Origin of the sequence: Kordiimonas sp. (genome assembly GCF_048260245.1) — a bacterium.
GTDB lineage: Bacteria > Pseudomonadota > Alphaproteobacteria > Sphingomonadales > Kordiimonadaceae > Kordiimonas.
This window is the reverse complement of the sequence record NZ_JBLXGZ010000009.1, coordinates 1-19650: the sequence shown is the minus strand read 5'-3', so window position 1 is coordinate 19650 and position 19650 is coordinate 1. Positions and strand designations below refer to the sequence as shown.

The window sequence follows — 19650 nt, the reverse complement described above, 5'->3', positions numbered from 1 at the left end:
GGCGCCTTTGTGCCCGAAAAAATCTTGCTTGTTTCAGGCAGGATAGCCGCTGAAACGGGGAATGAAAGCGCAAATTTTAACTTTTATGATGGCTGACAATGCCGAGCACTCCATCAGGGTTTGGTGCGGCTCAGGTGATAAAAGCGGATCATTTGAAGGACAAAAGAAATGACCACGCCGACCAGCATACCCTCCATCAAGCCCTGTAGGCCACGACCCATGGGGAAGGCCAGTACATAACAGGCCGGCAACATGACAAAGGCGAAGGAAAAGCCCTGCAGCACCGTGGGCCACCATGTTTCGCGGTAACCGCGCAAAACCGCAGACGCGACCATCTGTGCCGCGTCAAATATCATTCCGAAGGTGTATATCACCGCGAATGGCAACAGCAGCAAGATGATGCGCTCGTCTTTGGTGAAGATGCCCAGAAGCGGGCCGGTATAGACATAGATACCAAGGGAAAAAAGCCCGGTGACGATGAAATTCAATACCACACCCGAAAGGCCCGCAAGGGCTGTATCAGCCCTGTCACGGCGTGAGTATGCGATGCCGGTACGCACGCTGGTGGCCACGCCGATACCGATGGAGATCATCAGCGGCACGCCAAGCACCTGGTAGACCACACCGTGCGCTGCCAGCGGTACGGTACCCAGCCAGCCTGCGAAGACAGCAAGGGCGGAGAAAGCCAGTACTTCAGCGGCCAATGATACGGCGCTGGCATAGCCCATATGGCGCTGGTCGCGCCAGTCGTGCCATTTCTGGCCATGGGGTTTGCGGGTGCCATAGCCGCGCACGCTGGGCGCATACCAGACATAGGCAAAGGCGGCACCTGCAAGGCACCAGCGGATAACGGTGGAAGACCACGCGCTGCCAGCCGCGCCCATTTCCGGGAAGCCAAAAGCGCCGAAAATGAGGGCATAGTCCAGGCCAAGGTTGATGACATTTGCGCCCAGCATCAGGTAAAAGCCCACCTCGGCACGTTTTATCCCCTCCAGGAACATAGTTGAGCAGACGAACAGCAAATGCCCCGGTACGCCAATGGCCAGAATGCGAATGAGATAGCCAGCCTCGCGGGCTTTTTCGTCGGTCTGGCCCAGAAGCCCAAGCCAGAACTCGGCAGGCCATATCACAGCAAGTATGAGCATCCCGACCACGATGGTGAACGGCAGGTTGCGTCGCCAGACACGACCGGCTTCGCGTGGGTTGTCCTCACCAATCGCATTGGCGACATAGACCGTGATGCCGCCCAGAAGTCCAAGCCCGACGACAAGCGCAAACATGATAACGGACTGGTTGGCTAGGTTCAGCCATGCCAGATGTTCGGTGGCATAGTGTCCGACAAGGGCGGTGTCCACCATCGACAGCCCCATCACACCAATGCGCATCATCACAGCAGGCAAGGCAAGCCTCGAGAGTTCACTGAAGTGACGCTTCAGGCGGTCTTTGAGCCACTCGGGGCTGATAGATAAACCACTATTGGGCATATAGTCGGCAACCTGAATTGATAGCAGCAAAATTGACAGGATCATCTGGACGGCGCCCAGACGATACTGCTAGGCTGGTTTGGGTTCGCTGGCAAGCGCTAGCGCGCAGGTCACAGGAAAAAGAAAAACAATCCCAATCCTCGGGGGAGGTACAGGTGTCACAGGAAAAATTTGCTAGCCAGGGGCCGATTACACACGGCGCGTATCCTGAGCTGTCGTCCTACGCGATTGTCGTAGGCTACTTTTTGGGCGTCATTATCGCGGTGTCTATCGGCTTTGCGTCTTTGAAGCTTGGCTTTTCTATTGAGGGGTCCGAACTTGCGGCCATTCTTGGTTTCGGCATTTTGCGCGGTATTTTGCGTCGCCGCTCGATCGTGGAAAACAACGTTACCCAAACGGTCGCCAGTGCGGTAAACGGGGCATCGTCGGGCATGATGTTTTCGGTGCCAGCCATTTTCATTCTTGGTTTCGGGGGTGACTTCAACCCCTATGTGCTGACATTTGGTGCCATTGCTGGCGCTTTCCTCGGTATTGCCTTTATTATTCCGCTCAGGAAGCAGATGATCGATTTTGAACGCCTGACCTATCCGGGTGGGGTAGCGGTCGCGACAATTTTGAAATCACCGGGCGCGGGCATAGAGAAAGCAAAGCTGCTGGTGATCGCCATGCTGATCTCGGGGGCCCTGCACGCTATCAGCTTGGCGTCGGGCGTCGAGAACTGGCCGCTTTTTGATCAGCTTGGCCTGCCTGCCTATATGAACGGTACATTATACCTGTCCCTGATGACGGTTGGTGTGGGCTACATCGCCGGGCGTGGCGGTGTGGCCTTTATCATAGGTGGTTATGTCTGTTACTTCGTGCTGGCGCCGCTCTTGGCCGCGACGGACCTGTTCCCGGTGGTGAACGGGCAACTCGTCAATGAGCCGGGGCCTTTGCGTACCCTTTTGTTCCGTCCCGTCGGTATCGGCATGCTGATCGGTGGTGCGGTGATAGGTGTGATGTTTGCGTTGCCGCTTATTCGCTCTGCTGTGTCTTCCATGCAATCGTCCGCCAAAGTGGATAGCGCGATGAGCCGCGACGAAATGCCGATCAAATTTCTATATATTGCAGTGGTGGGTGCAGCGGTGCTTCTGGGCGTCATGGCCGTCACCTCGGCAGAGCAGGTTGGCATCGTGCGCGGGCTCATGATGGCGGTTTTGGGTACGCTGTGGATATGGATGGCCGGGATTATCCTGTCTGAAGCCATTGGCCGTACCAACTGGTCACCGCTGTCGGGCATGACATTGGTGGCGGTCACACTTCTGATCGTGATCACGCAAAGTTTCGGCGGCATGGATGACATGCAGGCCATCGTGGCGGCTGTCACGGTGGGGGCCGCAACCTGTGTGGCCATGAGCCAGGCAACCGACCTGATGCTGGACCTCAAGACAGGGTATCTCGTGGGGGCGACGCCGCGCATGCAACAGCTTGGGCAGTTCGCCGGGGCATGGCTTGGGCCGCTCGTGATCATCGTATTGATATATGTTTTGCATGATGCTTATGGCCTTGGCTCCGACAAGTTGCCGGCACCGCAAGGGCAGGCGCTGGCAAGCATGGTCAATGGTATTTTGGGCGGTGATGTGCCGACGGAGAAATATATCGCCGGGGCATTGATGGGGGCTTTGCTCTCCGCCGTGCAGGCGGGCCTGGGTATCACCGTGGGCCTTGGTTTCTACCTGCCGTTCAACATCGTGGTGACCTATTCGGTAGGTACGCTGTTGCGCGAGATCAGCGACCGCAAGGCCGGGCACTCGTGGTCCGATAACAAGGGCATCCCAATTGCGGCGGGCCTGATTGTGGGCGAGGCGCTTGTGGGCGTCGGGTACGCTGTTAACATCATCATCAGTGCAAATTAAGGGAGGGTTTCAGGATGAAAAAGATTGCTTATTTGACCGTGGCCCTGGCTTTTCTTGCCGCTGCCTTTTTGACATCGCTGCACCCGACAGAATTGGATTGGCCGACATTTTTGCCGGTGATTTTGGCGGGCGTGATCGGTGTGGTGTTGGTCAAACGCTCGGAAAGTGCTGAGGCGCGCTCCAGCGACAAGCTGGCCCGCAACCGCATACTGCTGGAGGAAAGCCTGGATAATATCGTCACCAATTTGAAGGCGCTCAATGGTCGCAAGGACAAGGTGCCGACATATGACATGCGGTTCGAGATCGATAAATTGTTCCGCGAGGACCTGAATAATTTTGCCGACGCGCGCGACAGCATGAAACATCTGTTTGGCTTGCAGTTCTATGCCGATGTCATGTCCAGCTTTGCCGCCGGTGAACGTTACATAAACCGGGTCTGGTCAGCTTCGACCGACGGTTATATCGACGAGGTGCTGGCCTATGTGGAAAAATCCCTGAGCCAGTTTGAGCACGCGCAGGAAGAGTTCGCCAAGGCGGTTGCCAGTGTGCAACCGGGCTAAGCGGGTTTGCGGTTAAACCTTGCGAACCGGCGGCCATGCTGCCGCCGGTTTTTGTTTGCGGATGTATCTTGGCTATTGTGGTGAGTAAGGCCTGAGCGGCAGCTCGATATAACTGTCGTTCAGCCATTCGATCAGCAAAGGCTCGCCCGCGTCTACAATGCTTTCATCGCTGACATCCTTGCCGGTGCCATAGTTGACTTGGGCAAAGGCATTCATGTTGACGTTGACGACTGCGGCGATCCGGCTGCCTTTCGCCAGCTTTTTGGCGACCATGCGGCTGCGCTCAAAGGGGATAGTCTCCACTGTACCGGGTTTCAGCAGACGGCGCGTTGTCATGTCATGTGCGTAGCTCGCGCGGCCCAGATAATAGCTCAGGTGAAAGGCGCGCCCATCGGGCATGATTTCATAGAGGGTGATGCCGACATCGACGTCTTTTTTGTTGATGCGAACCTTCAGTGCGCCACTGAAACGTCCGGCGAAAATCATGTCTTCTTCAAGTGGGGCGCTTACATAGGCATAGCCGTTTTCCAGCGCCAGTTCGTCGCGGATGATAGGCCATGGGTAGTAATCGTTATACTCTGTCTCCCGCTGTGTGAGGTCGATGCTCTGGCCCAGGCTCGCTTCTTCATTTGGTTGTATCGTGCTCAGGCTATGAAACGCGCCTGCAGGGGTGGGGCTTAGGTAAAAGCGCTGCATATTTTTGTGCAAGGCACCAAGGCTGGGCGCATGCCGCCAGCTATCATCGTCCATCAGTTGATAATTGACCTTGCCCTTGAGGATCCCAGGTTTGGGCGTGCCCTTGAGGATATGGTCCATCCATTCAAATGTCAGCTCCGGCGTGTTGATATGGGCGCCAGCGTCCAGCGTATAACCGCGCAAGTTTTCGCCTTGTGTGCCCTGCGCGCTGAAATGATCATAGGGGCCGATCACCAGATAATGCTCAGGATTGGGGTGGTGGCGTTCATGTTCAGCCATGTAATGCAGCGCCGAACCCTGCCCATCATCATAATAACCGGTGATGGTTAAAACCGGAATGTCGATGTCAGCGAAGTCCGGGCCGAACGGCGCCATGGCCTGCCAGTAAGCGTCATAGGACGGGTGATCAAGCCAGCGTTGCAGCCACGGGTTGGGTGTGCCGTCAACGGCGTCAATGTCCCGGTAGGGACGGCCGCTTTTAAACCATGTATCGTTCAGTGTGCGCCAGCGGACGGGGTCAAAATATACCGCGTTGTCCAGCGTGCGGTTGCCGGTGACATAAAAAGCCCAGCCATAGTTGGCGTTGAGGAAAATATTGTTCTCCATCGGCAGGCCCATGCCGGGAATAGCCGCCACATAGGGCACAATGGTTTTGAGCGCTGGATGCGGTGCCTTGAGCGATGCCCACTGTACAAACCCGTTATAGCTGCCGCCATACATGGCGACACGGCCGTCTGACCACGGCTGATTTGCCACCCAGTCGATCACCGCATTCACATCAGCGCCCTCGGTTTCATAGGGACGGATGGTATCGCTGCTGAGGCGTTTGCCGCGTGCGTCGGCCACCACGCCCGCGTAGCCGTGGGCTGCGGCGTGTATGGCCTCACGCAGGTTACGGTTTTCGCGGGTATATATGGTGAAGGCCATAGCGGTGGGTTGCGGCAGGGTGGCCGACCGGTTGCGCACAACGGTAGCGGATAAGGTTGCACCGTCTGGCGTGTGGATCAGGGCATCATCCCTGATATTATACCGGCGCCGAAGGTCTGCTTGCATCAATGCTGCTGAACCAGGCAGCACAAGGGCATAGACGGCATGGTCCTGATAGCGCCGGATGAGGTTAGCGGCTGCTTGCGCGCCCATGTCTTCGTTTTGTGCGGCGTGCAGTGCTTGTGCAATTTGCTGTGCGCCCAGGTCAAGGTCATAGCCGGTATAATAAGTGGCGTCATAAGCTGCGTGGTTATCAAGCGGGCTGAATACGTCATCAAACACCGTGGCCAGCGCCGATTCAAACGCGCCGTCAGTCAGTCGCGCTTTCAGATAAAGCTCATAGTGCATCAGCTGGAATCGGTCGCCCGAGCTCTTGCGAAGGTCTTCCAGCGTAGCAAGCGCCGCCGCGTATTCCCCGTTCAGGCTTGTGAGGCGAAGACGAAGTGTCGGATCATCGGGGTGATCCGCTTCCAGAATATGCAGGGCTTTTGTGACGCTGCCGGGCAAAGGGGAGGGTGCATTGTCGGCGCGCGCGCTCAGAGCGGCGCAAAAGGCAAACAGCACCAGAAGCATAGAGTGTAGCTGTTTCATCAGGGTTCCTCATTGTGAGACGTATAATCCACCCCGCCTGTGCACCCTGCCGGGGTGGAAGTCATGATGACGGGGTGATTTTTTGATGATTTTTTGTGACCAGCCAGCGAGCCCGTGCTAGTTCTGTATGGAATTTCAGCGAGATAGCAGCCAATGCAGTGGAAAATTGTGCACGTCATTTTCAATGAGGAAAACCAGTCGCTGCTGGTGGAAGGCCGCACCCTACAGCTTGAACCACTGCAAGCCGAAGTGTTGGCTTACTTCTGCCGTCACCCCGGTGTAACGATCAGCCGGGACAGTCTTATTGACGCCGTGTGGGCGTCGCGTGCGGTGACAGACAATGCCGTTAACCGTATCATCGCCAAACTGCGCGCCGCCCTGGGCGACAACAGCCGTAGCCCGGCGTTTATCGCCACCTATCCGAAGAAGGGGTACCGCCTTGTGGCCCCCGTCTGCGCTTTGCAGGCAGGCGGCGAGAACAGACCGAGCGAGCTGCGCGCACGGACGCGCCACGGATGGTGGGTGTTTACCGCCTCAGCTCTATTGATCATGGCGGCAGGCGCGGTGCTGTGGTGGCCGGCCGTGCCGGGCGGTGGCGCACATCTGCAGCCTATCGCCGGAGTGGTCGCGCTCACCCGCGGGGCGGAGCAGGAGCTGGAACCCGCAGTCTCCCGCGATGGGCGCTATCTGGCCTATAGCGGGTTTGTCGAAGGACGCTTGCGTTTGTTTATCAAGGACCTCGCCAGTGAAGACGTGCGCGAGGTAGGCGCGAAAGACGGCTTCAGCGCCGGGCCAGCATGGTCAGGCAGCGGTCGTTTTTTGCTGTATCTTTACACAAAGGGAGATAGCTGCGCGCTTTACCGGCTGACGCTAGAGGGGCTTGATGTGACCGCGCGGGACATGGTGCACCGCTGCCCACCCAACAGCTACGGTAACGCGCTTTTTACGCATGACGAAAAACGAGTAATTTACGCCGAGGCCAGCGCCGCCGGGCCGCCCTATTCGATGTACGAGCTTGACCTGGAAACGCGCACCACCCGGCGCTTGCCGCAGCCAGAGCTTGTGCTTGCGGGCAACACCGAGTTTGACTTGCATCCCACCGACAATAAGCTGCTGATCAGCTCGCCCGACCCGGAGCAATGGCTGGCTTTTTATAGCCTTGACCTTGATGCTGACAGGCTTACGCCCTTGTTTCGGCTGGATGAATATATCTGCTGTCCCATATGGTCTGCGGAGGGTGACCGTGTGGTGATGATCGGCGAACACCCGGCCTATGACCTGATCAGCCTTGACCTCAAAGGTGGGGACCGCAGGGTACTGTATAGTGCCCCACACAGGATCAATGCGCCCGCGCGTTTTGGTAACAGGGGGGACTATGTCTATGTCGGCGGGCTAATGAACCGGGATGTGGTTGTGCGTGATATAGCGTCGGGGGCGGAAAGCGCGCTGGTTACCTCTTCGGTTGATGATCGCTTGCCAAGCTTGAGCCCTGATGGGGACACTCTGGCTTTTGTATCAGACCGGTCTGGTCGCGATGAGATATGGCTTCATGATGTGGCAGGCGTCAAGGCGCGTAAGCTGACCAGCGGCGACAAACGCCCCTATTATTATGACCTCGTATGGGCGCCTGACGGGCGGCATCTTGCGGCACTTGGCATCAATGCGCTGTTTCTGGTGGATGCAGGCTCGGGCGAGATGCGCGCGCTTGACCTGCCGCAGGGCGAGATGCGCGGCCTGTCGTGGAAAGATGCGACAACCCTGTCATTCAGCGTGCCAGTACCGGGCGGTTGGGGCGTGCGCTATTATAATATTGTCACCAACACGCTCACGCCTGAGCCGCGCTCATGGCAATATGTGCGTTTTGCCGCGAAGCCCGACGACACCTTGTGGGTGGACGGCGTGGGCAGCCTTTACGCGGGCGCAGAACCTGTGAAGTTGCCTTTCATCATGGAAAAGCCGGTATTACGGCGGGCGTTTGCCGTGCAGAAAGTGGGCAATCAGATTTTTTATACCAAACGTCAGGAAGGCATGTGGCAACTACGTGTGGCGGGACTTGCGGGCGGTGAAACGCAGGACCGTGTTGTTGTGAAAGACGCACAGATCATTCTGCCCGCAGTGAGGGACGGCAGGCTTTATATGGCCAAACTGGTTGAAAACTCGGCGGATATATTCCGTACCCACCCCAAGGGTGGTACGCCATAATGGCGTTGGACAAGGCGCCCAATTCATCTTAGGCTGACCGCCTGTTTTTTGCGTAAAAGGGGATGTTTATGCGTGGGTTTTGGGCGGCGGCTGTAATGGCCGCCAGTGTTTTTGGCGCAGGTTTTTCAGCGCAGGCGACTGAGACGGTCATCACCGCAGATGCCATGGTTGATGTGGTCAAGGGCAAACTGGTTGAAAAGCCGATGATCGTGGTACGCGATGGCCGTATTGTCGCCATTGGTAAGCAAGGTACTTTCACCGCAGCAGACGACGCCAAACAGATCGCGCTTGACGGCATGACGCTTTTGCCCGGGTTCATGGATATGCATGTTCATATCTCTGGCGATGCTGAAACCCCTTTTTACATGACCATGGGCTACTCGGTACCGCGCCAGACAGTGGTGGCGGTGAAAAATGCCCAAAAGACCCTGATGGCCGGTTTTACCACCATCCGTGACCTGGGGGACGGGGGATATTCAGTTATCGGTGTGCGCGACGGCATCAACGCGGGCGATATTATCGGGCCGCGTATCTTTTCGGCAGGTAATGCGCTGGGTATCACCGGCGGTCACTGCGACAACAACTTCCTCGCGCCTGAGATGAAATCAAAATCCGGCGGGGTGGCTGATGGCCCGTGGGCCGCGCGCGAAAAGGTACGCGAGAATATTAAATACGGTGCCAACGCCATAAAGTTTTGTGCAACGGGCGGCGTATTTTCGAAGGGCACCAAGGTCGGTATTCAGCAATATTCTCTTGAGGAAATGAAGGCGATTGTCGACGAAAGCCATCAACGCGGCCTTGTGGTTGCGGCGCATGCCCACGGCACCAGCGGTATCAAAGCTGCCATTGTGGCCGGTGTGGACTCGGTGGAGCATGTCAGCTTCCTTGATGACGAAGGCGTGGCGCTGGCGAAGAAGTTTGGCACCTATTTCTCCATGGATATCTATAACACCGAATATACGCTGACCTATGGTGCGGAAAACGGTGTGCCGGAAGAGAATATCAACAAGGAACGTCAGGTGTCGCAGCGCCAGCGGGACAGCTTCACCCGTGCGGTGAAAGGTGGGGTAAAAATGGTTATGGGCACGGATGCCGGGATCTACCCGCACGGCGACAACGCCAAACAATTCTCGCGCATGGTCGAATTTGGCATGACACCGATGCAGGCCCTGCAGGCGGCAACGATCAATGCTGCAACATTGATGAAGCAGGAAAATGACCTTGGCGCGCTTCAGGAGGGGTTTCTGGCCGATATCGTGGCGGTGAAAGGCAACCCGCTTGAGAATATCGCCGTGACCGAAGACGTAACCTTCGTGATGAAAGAAGGTGTGGTTTATAAGGGCGAATAACAAAAGCCCACAATAAAAAAGTAATAAAAACAAGTAATAAAACAAAGAGGCGAGGGCATGACTTTCTCGAAACGTGATTTTCTGAAACTTGGGGCTGGTGCCGCTGTTGGCGCGGTGGCAGCTGGTGCTGCGGCGCGGGCTGAAGGCGCGGCTAAAGCACCGGAAACCCTGACAGGGCTCAAGCCCATTACCGGGGATATACAGCCGATTACAGTTGAGGAAAGGCAGGCCCGCGTCGCCAAAGCGCAGAAACTGATGCGGGATGAGGGTTTGGCCGCTATCCTGATTGAGCCCGGCCCGGCCATGCTCTATTTTACCGGCATCAGCTGGTGGCGCAGCGAACGGCTGACCACGGTCGTGATCCCGGCAGAGGGCGACATTGCTGTTGTTACCCCATTTTTTGAAGAACCCAGCGTGCGCGAAAGCATGAGCTTTGGTGAAGATGTGCGAACATGGCATGAGCATGAAAGCCCGTTTGCACGTGTTGCTGGCATCCTGAAGGATCGTGGGCTTTCGGGTGGCAAGATCGGTTTTGAAGACACCGTGCGTTATTTTGTAGTGGAAGGCATGAAAGCCGCTGCTCCCGGGTTTGAGATCACCAGTGCGCTGCCCGTCACCCTTGGGTGCCGCATGTATAAAAGCGCGGCTGAACTTGCCCTGATGAAAAAGGCCAATGAGATTACGCTAAGGGCTTACGAGCATGTCTGGGGTACGCTGGAAGCTGGCATGACACCCGGTGACATCACATCGCTGATGGGCGCGGCTCAGGCGGCGCTCGGCGGCAGCGGCATCTGGAATATGGCGCTGTTGAATGAAGCCAGCGCTTATCCGCACGGTACAAGTCAGCCGCAAAGCCTGCGTGACGGCAGTGTAGTGCTGATGGATTGTGGCTGCGCGGTGGAGGGCTATCAGTCCGACATTTCGCGCACCTTTGTGTTTGGCACACCGACAAAACGCCAGCGCGACGTATGGAACACTGTGCGCCGCGGGCAGCAAATCGCGTTTGAGGCAGCACAGGTTGGTGCGCCGGCAGGCAAGGTAGATGACGCGGTGCGTGCCTATTATGAAAGCCTTGGTTATGGCCCCGGTTACCAGACGCCGGGCCTCAGCCACCGTACCGGCCACGGCATTGGCATGAAGGGGCATGAGAGTGTCAATTTTGTGCATGGTGAAAAAACACCGCTCGCGAGCGGCATGTGTTTCTCCAACGAACCCGGCCTTTATATTTATGGCGAGTTTGGGGTGCGCCTTGAGGATTGCCTTTATATGACGGACAAAGGACCGGCGTGGTTTACCGAACCACCAGCCAGCCTGGATGATCCCATCGGCAAGCTTGGCTAGGGTGATAAATTTCTGCCTGATTATAATTGGCACCTAAAATTTTTCTAGGTAGGCACTGCACCGTGATACGGGCAGATTGCTTTAGTCGACTGGTGATCGACACACTGCATTGGGGCGTGCCATCGATGGGGGTGGCATGTCCCTTTTTTTATTCAGGGGTGTTTTAAAGATAATGGCGGAACGGCTTTAGCAGCGTGCCGGTTATCTTCTCGCTCAAGGGGCGGTTGCGCCAATGCTCAAGCGAGAACGGAACACTCTGTGCTCGGTCCTTTTCAAACTGGGTCTGGAGTTCTGCGACAAAGTCATGGTCACCAGTGGTGATCATGACTTCCTCATTTTGCCGAATGCTCAGGCCGTCAAGGTTGAAGCTGCCGATGGCGCCCCAGCTGTCATCGATGATGACTTGCTTGAGGTGCAGCATGGACGGCTCGTAATAGTATATCTGGGCGCCGCGTTCGATGAGTTGGCCGCACAGCTTTTTGCCGACCACATAGGGCGCATATTTGGAATAATCAGACAGGATCAATTCCAGCTCCACGCCGCGGTCGAGCAGATCAAATAACGGGTCAAGCACTTCGCCTATGGGGGAAAAATAGGGCGTGCAAAGCCGTACCCGCTGTTGCGCATTTTTTAACTGACGGCGAAACGCCTTTGTGAAATCCGTGTTGCGGGTATGGGGTGCGTTGGCGATAATCGCATAGGGTCGTTCCCCTGAGAAGTCGATGCCTTTTTCCTCGATCGGCGTGCCGTCGTTAACAAAATTCCATGTGGTGTTGAACAGGGTTAAAAGCTGGTCTGTGACGTCGCCGTTAAACTCAACCATACTGTCACGCCAGTCACGGATATTGTCGAAAATGCAAACGCCGCCGGCGAACGCCGTTTGCTTATCCACAATCAGCACCTTGCGGTGATTGCGCGGGAAAAACTTGACTGGGGCGAGCGTTTTCAGGGATGGGGGCCGATAAAAGCTCACCGCTACGCCGCTTTCTTTCAACCTGCGCAATTGAGAGGAGGATTTCATCTCCCGAGACCCCCACCAGTCCAACAAAAGTCGCACTCGTACACCCCGTTCTGCGCTCGCGCACAGGGTGTCGGTAAACCGGCGGCCAATTTCATCCGGCAGCATGATAAATTCTTCTAGATCGATAGAAGTTTTCGCCTCTTTGCAAGCTCCAAGCATAGCGCGCCATGCGCCAGTCACAGTGTGGTGGAAGCGGTAAGGCGCGCTATCGTTATCGCAGGCTGCAGGCGTCTGCTTGGCGGTCATGTGGGGTACCCCTGATGAAATCATTCTCAACAGTTGCACGCTGATCATAAAAATTCGATTGGGATATGGCGTTGATCCGTCAAGGCCTTCTAGTCAACGTCTTCTTATATGACCTGATATATGTCTTGCATTCGTAGTCCTATGATTTAGTTTTGTAATAACATTACTTTTTGGAGGCCTTTCGATGGATCGTATGAGTGATGAAGTGATGGCAGCGTTTGAGGGAGAAAACGCAAAAAAATATGATCAACGGCGCGAGAATATGGCCGCGATCAAGAATGCTTTGCATTTCTGCATGGTGCCGATACTGGCAACATTGCCTGAGAACCCTAATATTTTGTGTGTTGGCGCCGGCTCAGGCGACGAGCTCTTTGCCCTTGCGGACATTTTTCCAAAAGCGCAGTTCACCGTTCTGGAACCCTCTGCAGACATGATGGCAGTGTGCCGCGACAAGGCCGAAGCCAAGGGCGTGGTGCACCGGTGCCGCTTCCATACGGGTTATCTGGAAAGCCTTGATGATATGGGCCCGTTCGACGTTGCGACCAGTATCCTTGTTTCCCAGTTTTGTATTCGGCGTGGTGAGCGTGCTGCCTTTTTCAAGCAGATATTTACCCGCCTGAAAGTGGGGGGACTGCTCATTAACGCTGACCTCAGCGCTGCCCTCGATAGTGCTGAATTCAAAAGCCTCTGGCCCGTGTGGACATGCATGTTGTCTGGCACGAACATGCTGCCGGACAATGCTGAGAAATCTCTGGAGGTTATGAAGCGCAATGTCCTGATATCCCCGGCATCAGAGGTTGAGGCACTCTTGCGGGACAGCGGTTTTGAGACGCCTGTACAATTTTTTCAGACACTTCTCATTCATGGTTGGTATGCAGCGCGCGTTCAGTAACCTTTAACGACCAGTTATTATACGGACACAAGGGAGAGGGAGACTTTGCCTGCACGTCAAAGGCGTTTGTAGTCCCAACTTTCCAAATTGAGCCTTGTTGTTTGCGGGCGTGCTGGCTAGCTTCGTGCGGCGGGGGCAGCAACGAGGCATCATGAGCAATAAAAGTACAAAACATTCCGTTGGAAGTTCTGTTTCCTGGATGTTATCGGCGCGGATAACTCAGGCGCTTGTGCAGATCGTCAGTTCCGCTTGGGTCGCGCGTCTGTTGACCCCAGCGGAAATCGGTGTTTTCGCAGTGTCATACGCGACATTACTGGTGGCCAACGGATTACGCGGTCTTGGCGTAAACCAGTATCTTTTGCAGCTCGATACCTTCAGTACCCCCCATATACGCTCGGGGTTTACGCTGGTGTTTTGCTTCGGGCTCACCTTGTGCTTCCTGTTTAACGTTGCCGCTGGATTTATCGGCGACTATTACGCCCAGCCAGCAATGGCGGGAATGCTGCATGTGCTGAGCCTTAATTTTCTGTTGTTTCCTGTTCAAATGATTTTGCAGACACGGGCCTCGCGAGAGTTGGCGTTCGCCCATCTTGCTCGGACGGAGGTTATCGCAACGGCGCTGTCTGCCACTCTTACTGTTTCGCTTGCGTTACTCGGTTTCAGCTTTTACGCGTTGGCGTCTGGTACGGTCAGTTTCCTGATTTTCACCATTGTCGCCCTTATGCCCCGTTATTTCCGCCGTGCTGATTATGGGCTGCAGATGACGCATATCCGGGAAGCGCTGGACTATGGCAGCTGGATCGCCGGATCCACTTTTGTCACCATGGCCGGCCAAAGCCTGCCGGATCTGATCGTCGGTAAATCCCTGGGCTTCACGGCAGCTGGATTATATGACCGCGCGGCTGCGGTTAACCGCATGGTATGGGACCAGTTATACAGCGCTATTGGCACCGTGCTCTTTTCTACATTTGCCACCGAAAAACGCTCTGGGCAGGATCTTGCTCATGCGTATTTACACCGATTGAGGGGCGTGGCGGACTTTTTGTGGCCCATGCTGGCGTGGCTGGTGATGTTTGGCGATCATGCCGTTGTTGTGCTTTATGGAAGCCAGTGGGTGGCTGCAGGGGAGCCCGTGCGAGCACTGGCGTTTGCCGCGATGGCATCTGCACCGTTTTTCATTGCGCGCGAGATGTTTTTTGCATTGGGAAAAACCCGAATATCCTTTGGCGTTGATCTGCTGGTATTTGTGGCGCGGGCGGTCACGCTAATCATTGCGGCCCGCTACGGAATCTTTATTGTCGCCCTTAGTTTAGTTGTGCCGAACCTGTTATTCACCTTTGTCTCACAAGGGTTGCTGATAGGCCTTATCCATGTGCGCTTTTCACGTCTTCTCGCGGCTGTTATTCCGCCTTTGTTGATGACCGTCCTATATGTTGGTCTTATGCTGATACTGCGCACCTATCTGGATGACATATGGGCGATATCAGCCCTTGCACAACTGCTGATCAGCGGCTTGGCGTCACTGACTTTGGCGCCGATTTTGCTATACGTTACACGGTCTCCGCTGCTGATATCGATGAAAAGCTTTTTGAAGATCAATTGACGCGCTAAACTGAAGAGGAATTTCTCGGGAGGGTGCTATTAGTTTACTCGATCAAAATGGCGTATCGGGTAGTCGTCTGGATCAGGATTTTGAGCATTTCAGCCTGACCGATGCAGAGGGCGTGCGCTATGAGAATAAACGCGTTGACGAGTTGCTGGCCTACTTTGACCAACGCACAGCGAAATCACGCCTGCCGCGCCGCAGCGATATCCATCCGCAAGACCTGAAGCGCTATCTGCCGGAAATTTTCATTTTTGGCACCCAATATGATCACGCCGGGCATTTATCCGATCTCATCGTTCAGTTGATGGGGACAACAGTTGCGGGTTTCTACGGAGAAATAACGGGTCAGACGGTCACTGCAGGAGCGCCAAGCCCACAAGTGGCGGAGCGCATTCTCATCAGTTGTCGCCGCGCACTGGAAACCAGACAACCGATTGTCGCCGAAGCTGCTGCGTTCTCGGAACAAAAAAACCACCTAAGGGTACGAGTACTCTATGTGCCTCTCTCGGAGGATGGCACAAATATTGACCGAATTTTTGGTCACGTACATGTAGGCTTGCGTTCGGAGACAAACTCTTAGCCCGTTAACGGCAGAGGAAAGACGCCACGAGGGACGCCTTTCTTTTTCCTGATATTGGTTCAGCCGTCCTAGAGCTTTTCAGGGTATACCGGCTGGATGTCCACGGGGATATCCGATGTACGCGCGATAGAGGCTTTTGCGGCCGCATCCAGCGTGCTGTATCGCGCCAGGAAGTCCTTGGCTGTCACATAGTCGCCGTCGCCCTGCAGCATGACCACCCGGCGCACAATATCGGTTACCGCTGCTTCCAGCTTGTCGAAATCAAGCGTATAGAGGCCGCTGTCTGGGGCGGTGGTGAAAGCGCCCGCTTCTTTCAGCATCGCATATTGGAAAGCAGCGCCCTGACCGTGGGCTTCGTCGGTGCCAAAGCGCATGGCGCGGAAGATGCCAACAAAATAGCTGGCCAGGAGATTGTCGCGCTCAGACTTTGGTAGCTCACCTTTTTCCATCATGAAGAGGATGTTATAGACCCCCATGACATCCGCCTTGCCTTCTTCAATGGCGGAATAAAGCTCTTTCAGCTCAGCGTTCACAGTGGTGGCACGGCCGTCTTTCATGATGCTGCCGGGGCCTAAGCTGTGGCTCAGCTCATGAAAGAGGGTTTCAAGCGCCATATATTTTGCCATCAGCTTTTCGGCCTGATCCGGCACAAGGATATGCTCAGCCATCGGCGCGAGGATCAGCTTGAATTTGGCCTCAAGCACATTGTTCAGCAGTACCTTTTTTGCACCCTTGGCTTCGCGCACGCGCTCGTCATTCGGCAGGTTGAAGGCGATGGTCTGCACACCCGGCACATTGTCGCCGCCGCCGTGGATCTGTTCTGTCGCTGCGATCGGGCTTTCGAACCCACGTTTGAAGTTTTTGTATTTCTCTTCCACCGGCAGGTTGGCTTCCATGTCGCGCAGGTAATTTTTATAGCGCGCGACGGCCGCGCTTTCTTCCGGGTTTTTGATAGTGATAAAAGCTTCGTAGGCAGCTTTATAACCAAACAGCCCATCCGTGTAGACCTCATAGGGGCCGATAGCGACCTCGATTGGTGTACCGTCAAGGTCCATCCAGGCGATTTCACTTTCGAAATATTCATCCGACAGGAAGCTGTCGGCCCGCTTGAACAGAAAGTCCTTCAGGCTTGGGTTCGATGTGATTTCAGCCGCTTCACGCAGGGCTTGGGCGGCGGGTTCAAGCCATTTCCTGTAGTGCTCGCGGTAAGGGATCGCCACCAGTTTGTCGCCGTCCCGGCGGATTACAGTATAAAGGCTGGTAAAGGCTTCCCTATCTTCCGGGTGTACCTCAAGCCAACTGTTGAACTCTTCCTTTGTCATGTCTGCCGGGTAGAAGGCAGCGCCTTTGGGCATCTCCTGTGCCCCGTAGAAGGGATGCGCCTCATCCAGTGTATCCCATGGGCCAAAATGCAAGTCGAACATGTCCAGCAACAGATCCCTGTTCGGCAGGTCCGAGGCTGCAATCTCCGCCCTGATGGCAGGGTTGTCTTCACTGCGTTGGCGCAGGTAGATCTCCGACATGTAATTGGCCGCTACGATCAGTTTGTTGACCACCGCTTTTTCTTCCACTGACAGGAAGCTGGTGTCTGTCTCCATGTCGATACGGGCGACCTTGGCGCGCTGGGCGGCGAGGTCATAGCCATGCGTTGTTTCGGCTACGGGCATGTTCACGCTTTTGACAACTGGCGTTGGCTCGGGCGCGCAGCACGTCTTCTGGTTTTCGACATGATAATAAGCACCTGCCGCTACAGCGACAACGGCGACAAGCCCGATAATGACTTTCGACATGACAGTTTCCTTCAGTGTTTAGTCTTTTATTGTTGTTTATTGTCCAGATCGCCGAGCATCACTTCCACGGCTTTTTCAAGCTGCAGGTCACGGCCTTCGGCAAGGCTGTCAGGATCGTTCTTGATCTTTATCGTGGGCTCGAGCTGTTTGTTTTCCATCCACTCACCGGCGCGGTCCTTGATGCCAAGCTGTGGTATACCAAAGACCACGTCACCACTCATGAGCCGTTCCCACCATACGTAGGTGCAGGTGCCAGGCACCGGCATGCCGACGGTTTTGCCCATTTCAAGCGCGCTGTAACCGGCAGGGAAACAGTGGCCGTCTGAATAGTTGCCCTCGTTCATCAGCACGATGGATGGCTTGGTCCAACGGGTGAGTGGCTCGCCCTGGGCTTCCCGGCCGTTGGGCATGTTGGTCATATATTGTTCACCGCCCAGCAGTTGCACAAGGTCGTCGGTCAGGTCACCGCCGCCATTGAAACGGGTATCGACGATAATGGCTTCCTTCGCCATACCGCGGCCAAACATTTCGCGGTACACTGACCTATAGGTGCGGTCGCTCATGTTGGGGACATGCACATAAGCCAGACGTCCGTCCGAGAGTTTGTCCACCAGCGCGCGGCGGCTTTCCACCCAGCGGTCATACATCCAGCCGTATTCATCGCGCAGGCTGGCTGGCTTGACGACGATGTCAAAGTCTTTACCGTTTGCGTCGGTGAAGGTTAGCCGGGTACGTTCCTCCGCTTTACCGTTCAGCATGTCGGCATAATTGCTCTTGGCATCCAGTGTGGTACCGTCAATGGCTTTCAAGACCATACCAGCCGAGACCATTTTGTCCGCGTCGGCAACGGGGCTGCCGTCCAGCACCTCCGCAATCTTGAGCCCTTCGACCGTGTTCGAGAGATCAAACAGCAGGCCAAGGGCGGCTGTGATGTCACCCCCACCAGATGGCCGGTAGCGCCCACCGGTGTGCGAGGCGTTCAGTTCACCCAGCATTTCATCCATCAGGTCGGCGAAGTCGCGGTTATTGTTGGTACTGGCTACCTTGCGGGCATAATCAAGCCGCATGGCATCCCAGTCAACGCCGTGGAAATCAGGTTTGTAAAATTTATCATCCACCTGCCGCCAGATGTGCCGGAACATATAGTCCCGCTCCTCGGTCTGGTTGACCGTCAGCATGGCCGATACCTTCACACCTTCCGGCGCGCCTTTTTCAAGGTCAATCTTGCGCAAGCTCCCGTCCGCCAGCAGGAAAAGGGATTTCCCGTCATCAGACAATTGCATGGAGGCACGATCAGCACCGAGAGGTGCCAGCTTTTTGGTCTCATCTTCGCGGAAGTCGTGGACCCAAAGATCATAGCCAGCCTCAAAGGCGGACAGATAATATAATTTGTCAGCGTCTTTAGACAGCACGGCCCCGCCAAGGTCGGACGAATGAAGGGTCAGGCGTTTCTGGCGGTCTTCGATGCGTTTCCAGTCGAACTTGATCGGCTCGACGGTTTTCTTCGCATCCTCGTCCTTTTTCTCTCCGTCTTTTTTGTCTTTTTCTTCAGCTTTCTTGGCTTCTTCGTCCGCCTCTTTCTTCAGCGCGAACTCTTCTTTGGAGAGGTTGAATTGCTCCCATGCCTCCTTGTTAAGGAAGGCGGCATAAATGTCGAACTGGGTACCATGGCTGCCGTGGTCGCGTTGGCCGAAGCGCGCTGTCGCCCATGTTATAATGCCACCTGATGGGTGCCAGCTTGGCGCTGTATCGGTATAGCCCGAAAGGCTTATATCATGCGGGGTACCGCTGCCGTCTGCCGCGACAACTGCGACGTTGGTGAAAAACAGGCGACCATTCGGTGTGAAATCGATGGTCAGCCATTTGCTGTCCGGTGACCAGTCATAGGTGATATCACCGTCGGCGTATGAATAGTTATACTCATCTGCCAGCGCCGTGGTGACAGTGCCGCTGTCGCGGTCAAAAATCTTCAGCGCGTCACGCCCGGCGATAAAGGCGACTTTTTTGCCGTCTGGAGATGCCTTGGGCTGGAAGACATCCTCGTCGGATTTGAACAGCAGCTTTTCATCAAGCTTGGTGGCGGTGAAAAAATATTTTTCCGTCGCGTCCGCGCGTTTGGTTTCATAAATGCGCCATTCGCCGTCACGTTCCCCGGCATAGAGCAGCGCGTCACCACCCGGAGTGAAGCTCACATTGCGTTCGGCTTCCGGCGTGTTTGTGATGCGGCGTGTGGTGCCATAATCAGTGGCGGTGACAAAAACATCGCCGCGTGCCACAAAAGCGATCTCTTTCCCATTCGGCGACACGGCAAATTCAGCGATATTGTCGCTGACGGGCATGGGTTCCTGTTCGCGGCCATGGCGATCAGTGGCAAAGTTGATGTCGACCAGCGGGGGTCGCCCGTCGCCCG

General features: G+C 55.5%; 13 protein-coding genes. 8 read left to right on the top strand and 5 right to left on the bottom strand.

Going from position 1 to position 19650, the window contains the following annotated elements; all coding sequences use genetic code 11:
* Positions 1 to 113: 113 nt before the first annotated feature.
* Complete coding sequence (locus tag ACN0VM_RS06680) at positions 114 to 1529, bottom strand: MATE family efflux transporter (RefSeq protein ID WP_417450087.1); 1416 nt, start codon at positions 1527 to 1529, stop codon at positions 114 to 116.
* Between the two features lie 110 nt (positions 1530 to 1639).
* On the opposite strand from ACN0VM_RS06680, the gene ACN0VM_RS06675 reads away from it, so the two are divergent.
* Together ACN0VM_RS06675 and ACN0VM_RS06670 are read left to right on the top strand one after the other, a co-directional pair.
* The gene (locus ACN0VM_RS06675) at positions 1640 to 3379 is read left to right on the top strand and encodes an OPT family oligopeptide transporter (RefSeq protein ID WP_417450086.1); all 1740 of its coding nucleotides are present in this window, start codon (positions 1640 to 1642) and stop codon (positions 3377 to 3379) included.
* A gap of 14 nt (positions 3380 to 3393) precedes the next feature.
* A complete protein-coding gene (locus ACN0VM_RS06670; RefSeq protein ID WP_417450085.1) occupies positions 3394 to 3939 on the top strand; it encodes a hypothetical protein in 546 nt (181 codons plus the stop codon).
* Between the two features lie 72 nt (positions 3940 to 4011).
* On the opposite strand, the gene ACN0VM_RS06665 is transcribed toward ACN0VM_RS06670, so the two are convergent.
* On the bottom strand, positions 4012 to 6213 hold the full coding sequence (locus tag ACN0VM_RS06665) for a CocE/NonD family hydrolase (RefSeq protein WP_417450084.1): 2202 nt from the start codon (positions 6211 to 6213) through the stop codon (positions 4012 to 4014).
* A gap of 153 nt (positions 6214 to 6366) precedes the next feature.
* Between ACN0VM_RS06665 and ACN0VM_RS06660 the strand changes: the two genes are divergently transcribed.
* The 3 genes from ACN0VM_RS06660 to ACN0VM_RS06650 all read left to right on the top strand — a co-directional run bounded on the left by ACN0VM_RS06660 (position 6367) and on the right by ACN0VM_RS06650 (position 11105).
* A complete protein-coding gene (locus tag ACN0VM_RS06660; RefSeq protein WP_417450083.1) occupies positions 6367 to 8415 on the top strand; it encodes a winged helix-turn-helix domain-containing protein in 2049 nt (682 codons plus the stop codon).
* A 68-nt stretch (positions 8416 to 8483) separates the two neighbouring features.
* Positions 8484 to 9764: an amidohydrolase family protein gene (locus tag ACN0VM_RS06655; protein WP_417450082.1), complete on the top strand. Its 1281-nt coding sequence runs from the start codon at positions 8484 to 8486 to the stop codon at positions 9762 to 9764.
* A gap of 57 nt (positions 9765 to 9821) precedes the next feature.
* On the top strand, positions 9822 to 11105 hold the full coding sequence (locus ACN0VM_RS06650) for a M24 family metallopeptidase (RefSeq protein WP_417450081.1): 1284 nt from the start codon (positions 9822 to 9824) through the stop codon (positions 11103 to 11105).
* A 163-nt stretch (positions 11106 to 11268) separates the two neighbouring features.
* Here ACN0VM_RS06650 and ACN0VM_RS06645 read toward each other — a convergent pair whose 3' ends face one another.
* Entirely contained in the window at positions 11269 to 12372 is a 1104-nt protein-coding gene (locus ACN0VM_RS06645) for a phospholipase D-like domain-containing protein (RefSeq protein WP_417450080.1), read from the bottom strand.
* Positions 12373 to 12556: 184 nt separating this feature from the next.
* On the opposite strand from ACN0VM_RS06645, the gene ACN0VM_RS06640 reads away from it, so the two are divergent.
* The 3 genes from ACN0VM_RS06640 (at position 12557) to ACN0VM_RS06630 (ending at position 15450) form a co-directional block, all read left to right on the top strand.
* The gene (locus ACN0VM_RS06640; protein WP_417450079.1) at positions 12557 to 13264 is read left to right on the top strand and encodes a class I SAM-dependent methyltransferase; all 708 of its coding nucleotides are present in this window, start codon (positions 12557 to 12559) and stop codon (positions 13262 to 13264) included.
* Between the two features lie 151 nt (positions 13265 to 13415).
* Positions 13416 to 14867, top strand: coding sequence for an oligosaccharide flippase family protein (locus ACN0VM_RS06635; protein WP_417450078.1), 1452 nt, complete (start codon positions 13416 to 13418; stop codon positions 14865 to 14867).
* Between the two features lie 121 nt (positions 14868 to 14988).
* Positions 14989 to 15450: a PAS domain-containing protein gene (locus tag ACN0VM_RS06630; RefSeq protein ID WP_417450077.1), complete on the top strand. Its 462-nt coding sequence runs from the start codon at positions 14989 to 14991 to the stop codon at positions 15448 to 15450.
* 68 nt (positions 15451 to 15518) lie between these two features.
* Here ACN0VM_RS06630 and ACN0VM_RS06625 read toward each other — a convergent pair whose 3' ends face one another.
* A complete protein-coding gene (locus ACN0VM_RS06625; RefSeq protein ID WP_417450076.1) occupies positions 15519 to 17240 on the bottom strand; it encodes a dipeptidyl-peptidase 3 family protein in 1722 nt (573 codons plus the stop codon).
* Between the two features lie 26 nt (positions 17241 to 17266).
* Positions 17267 to 19650: S41 family peptidase (locus ACN0VM_RS06620; protein ID WP_417450075.1), on the bottom strand; the 2384-nt coding region annotated here is incomplete at its 5' end.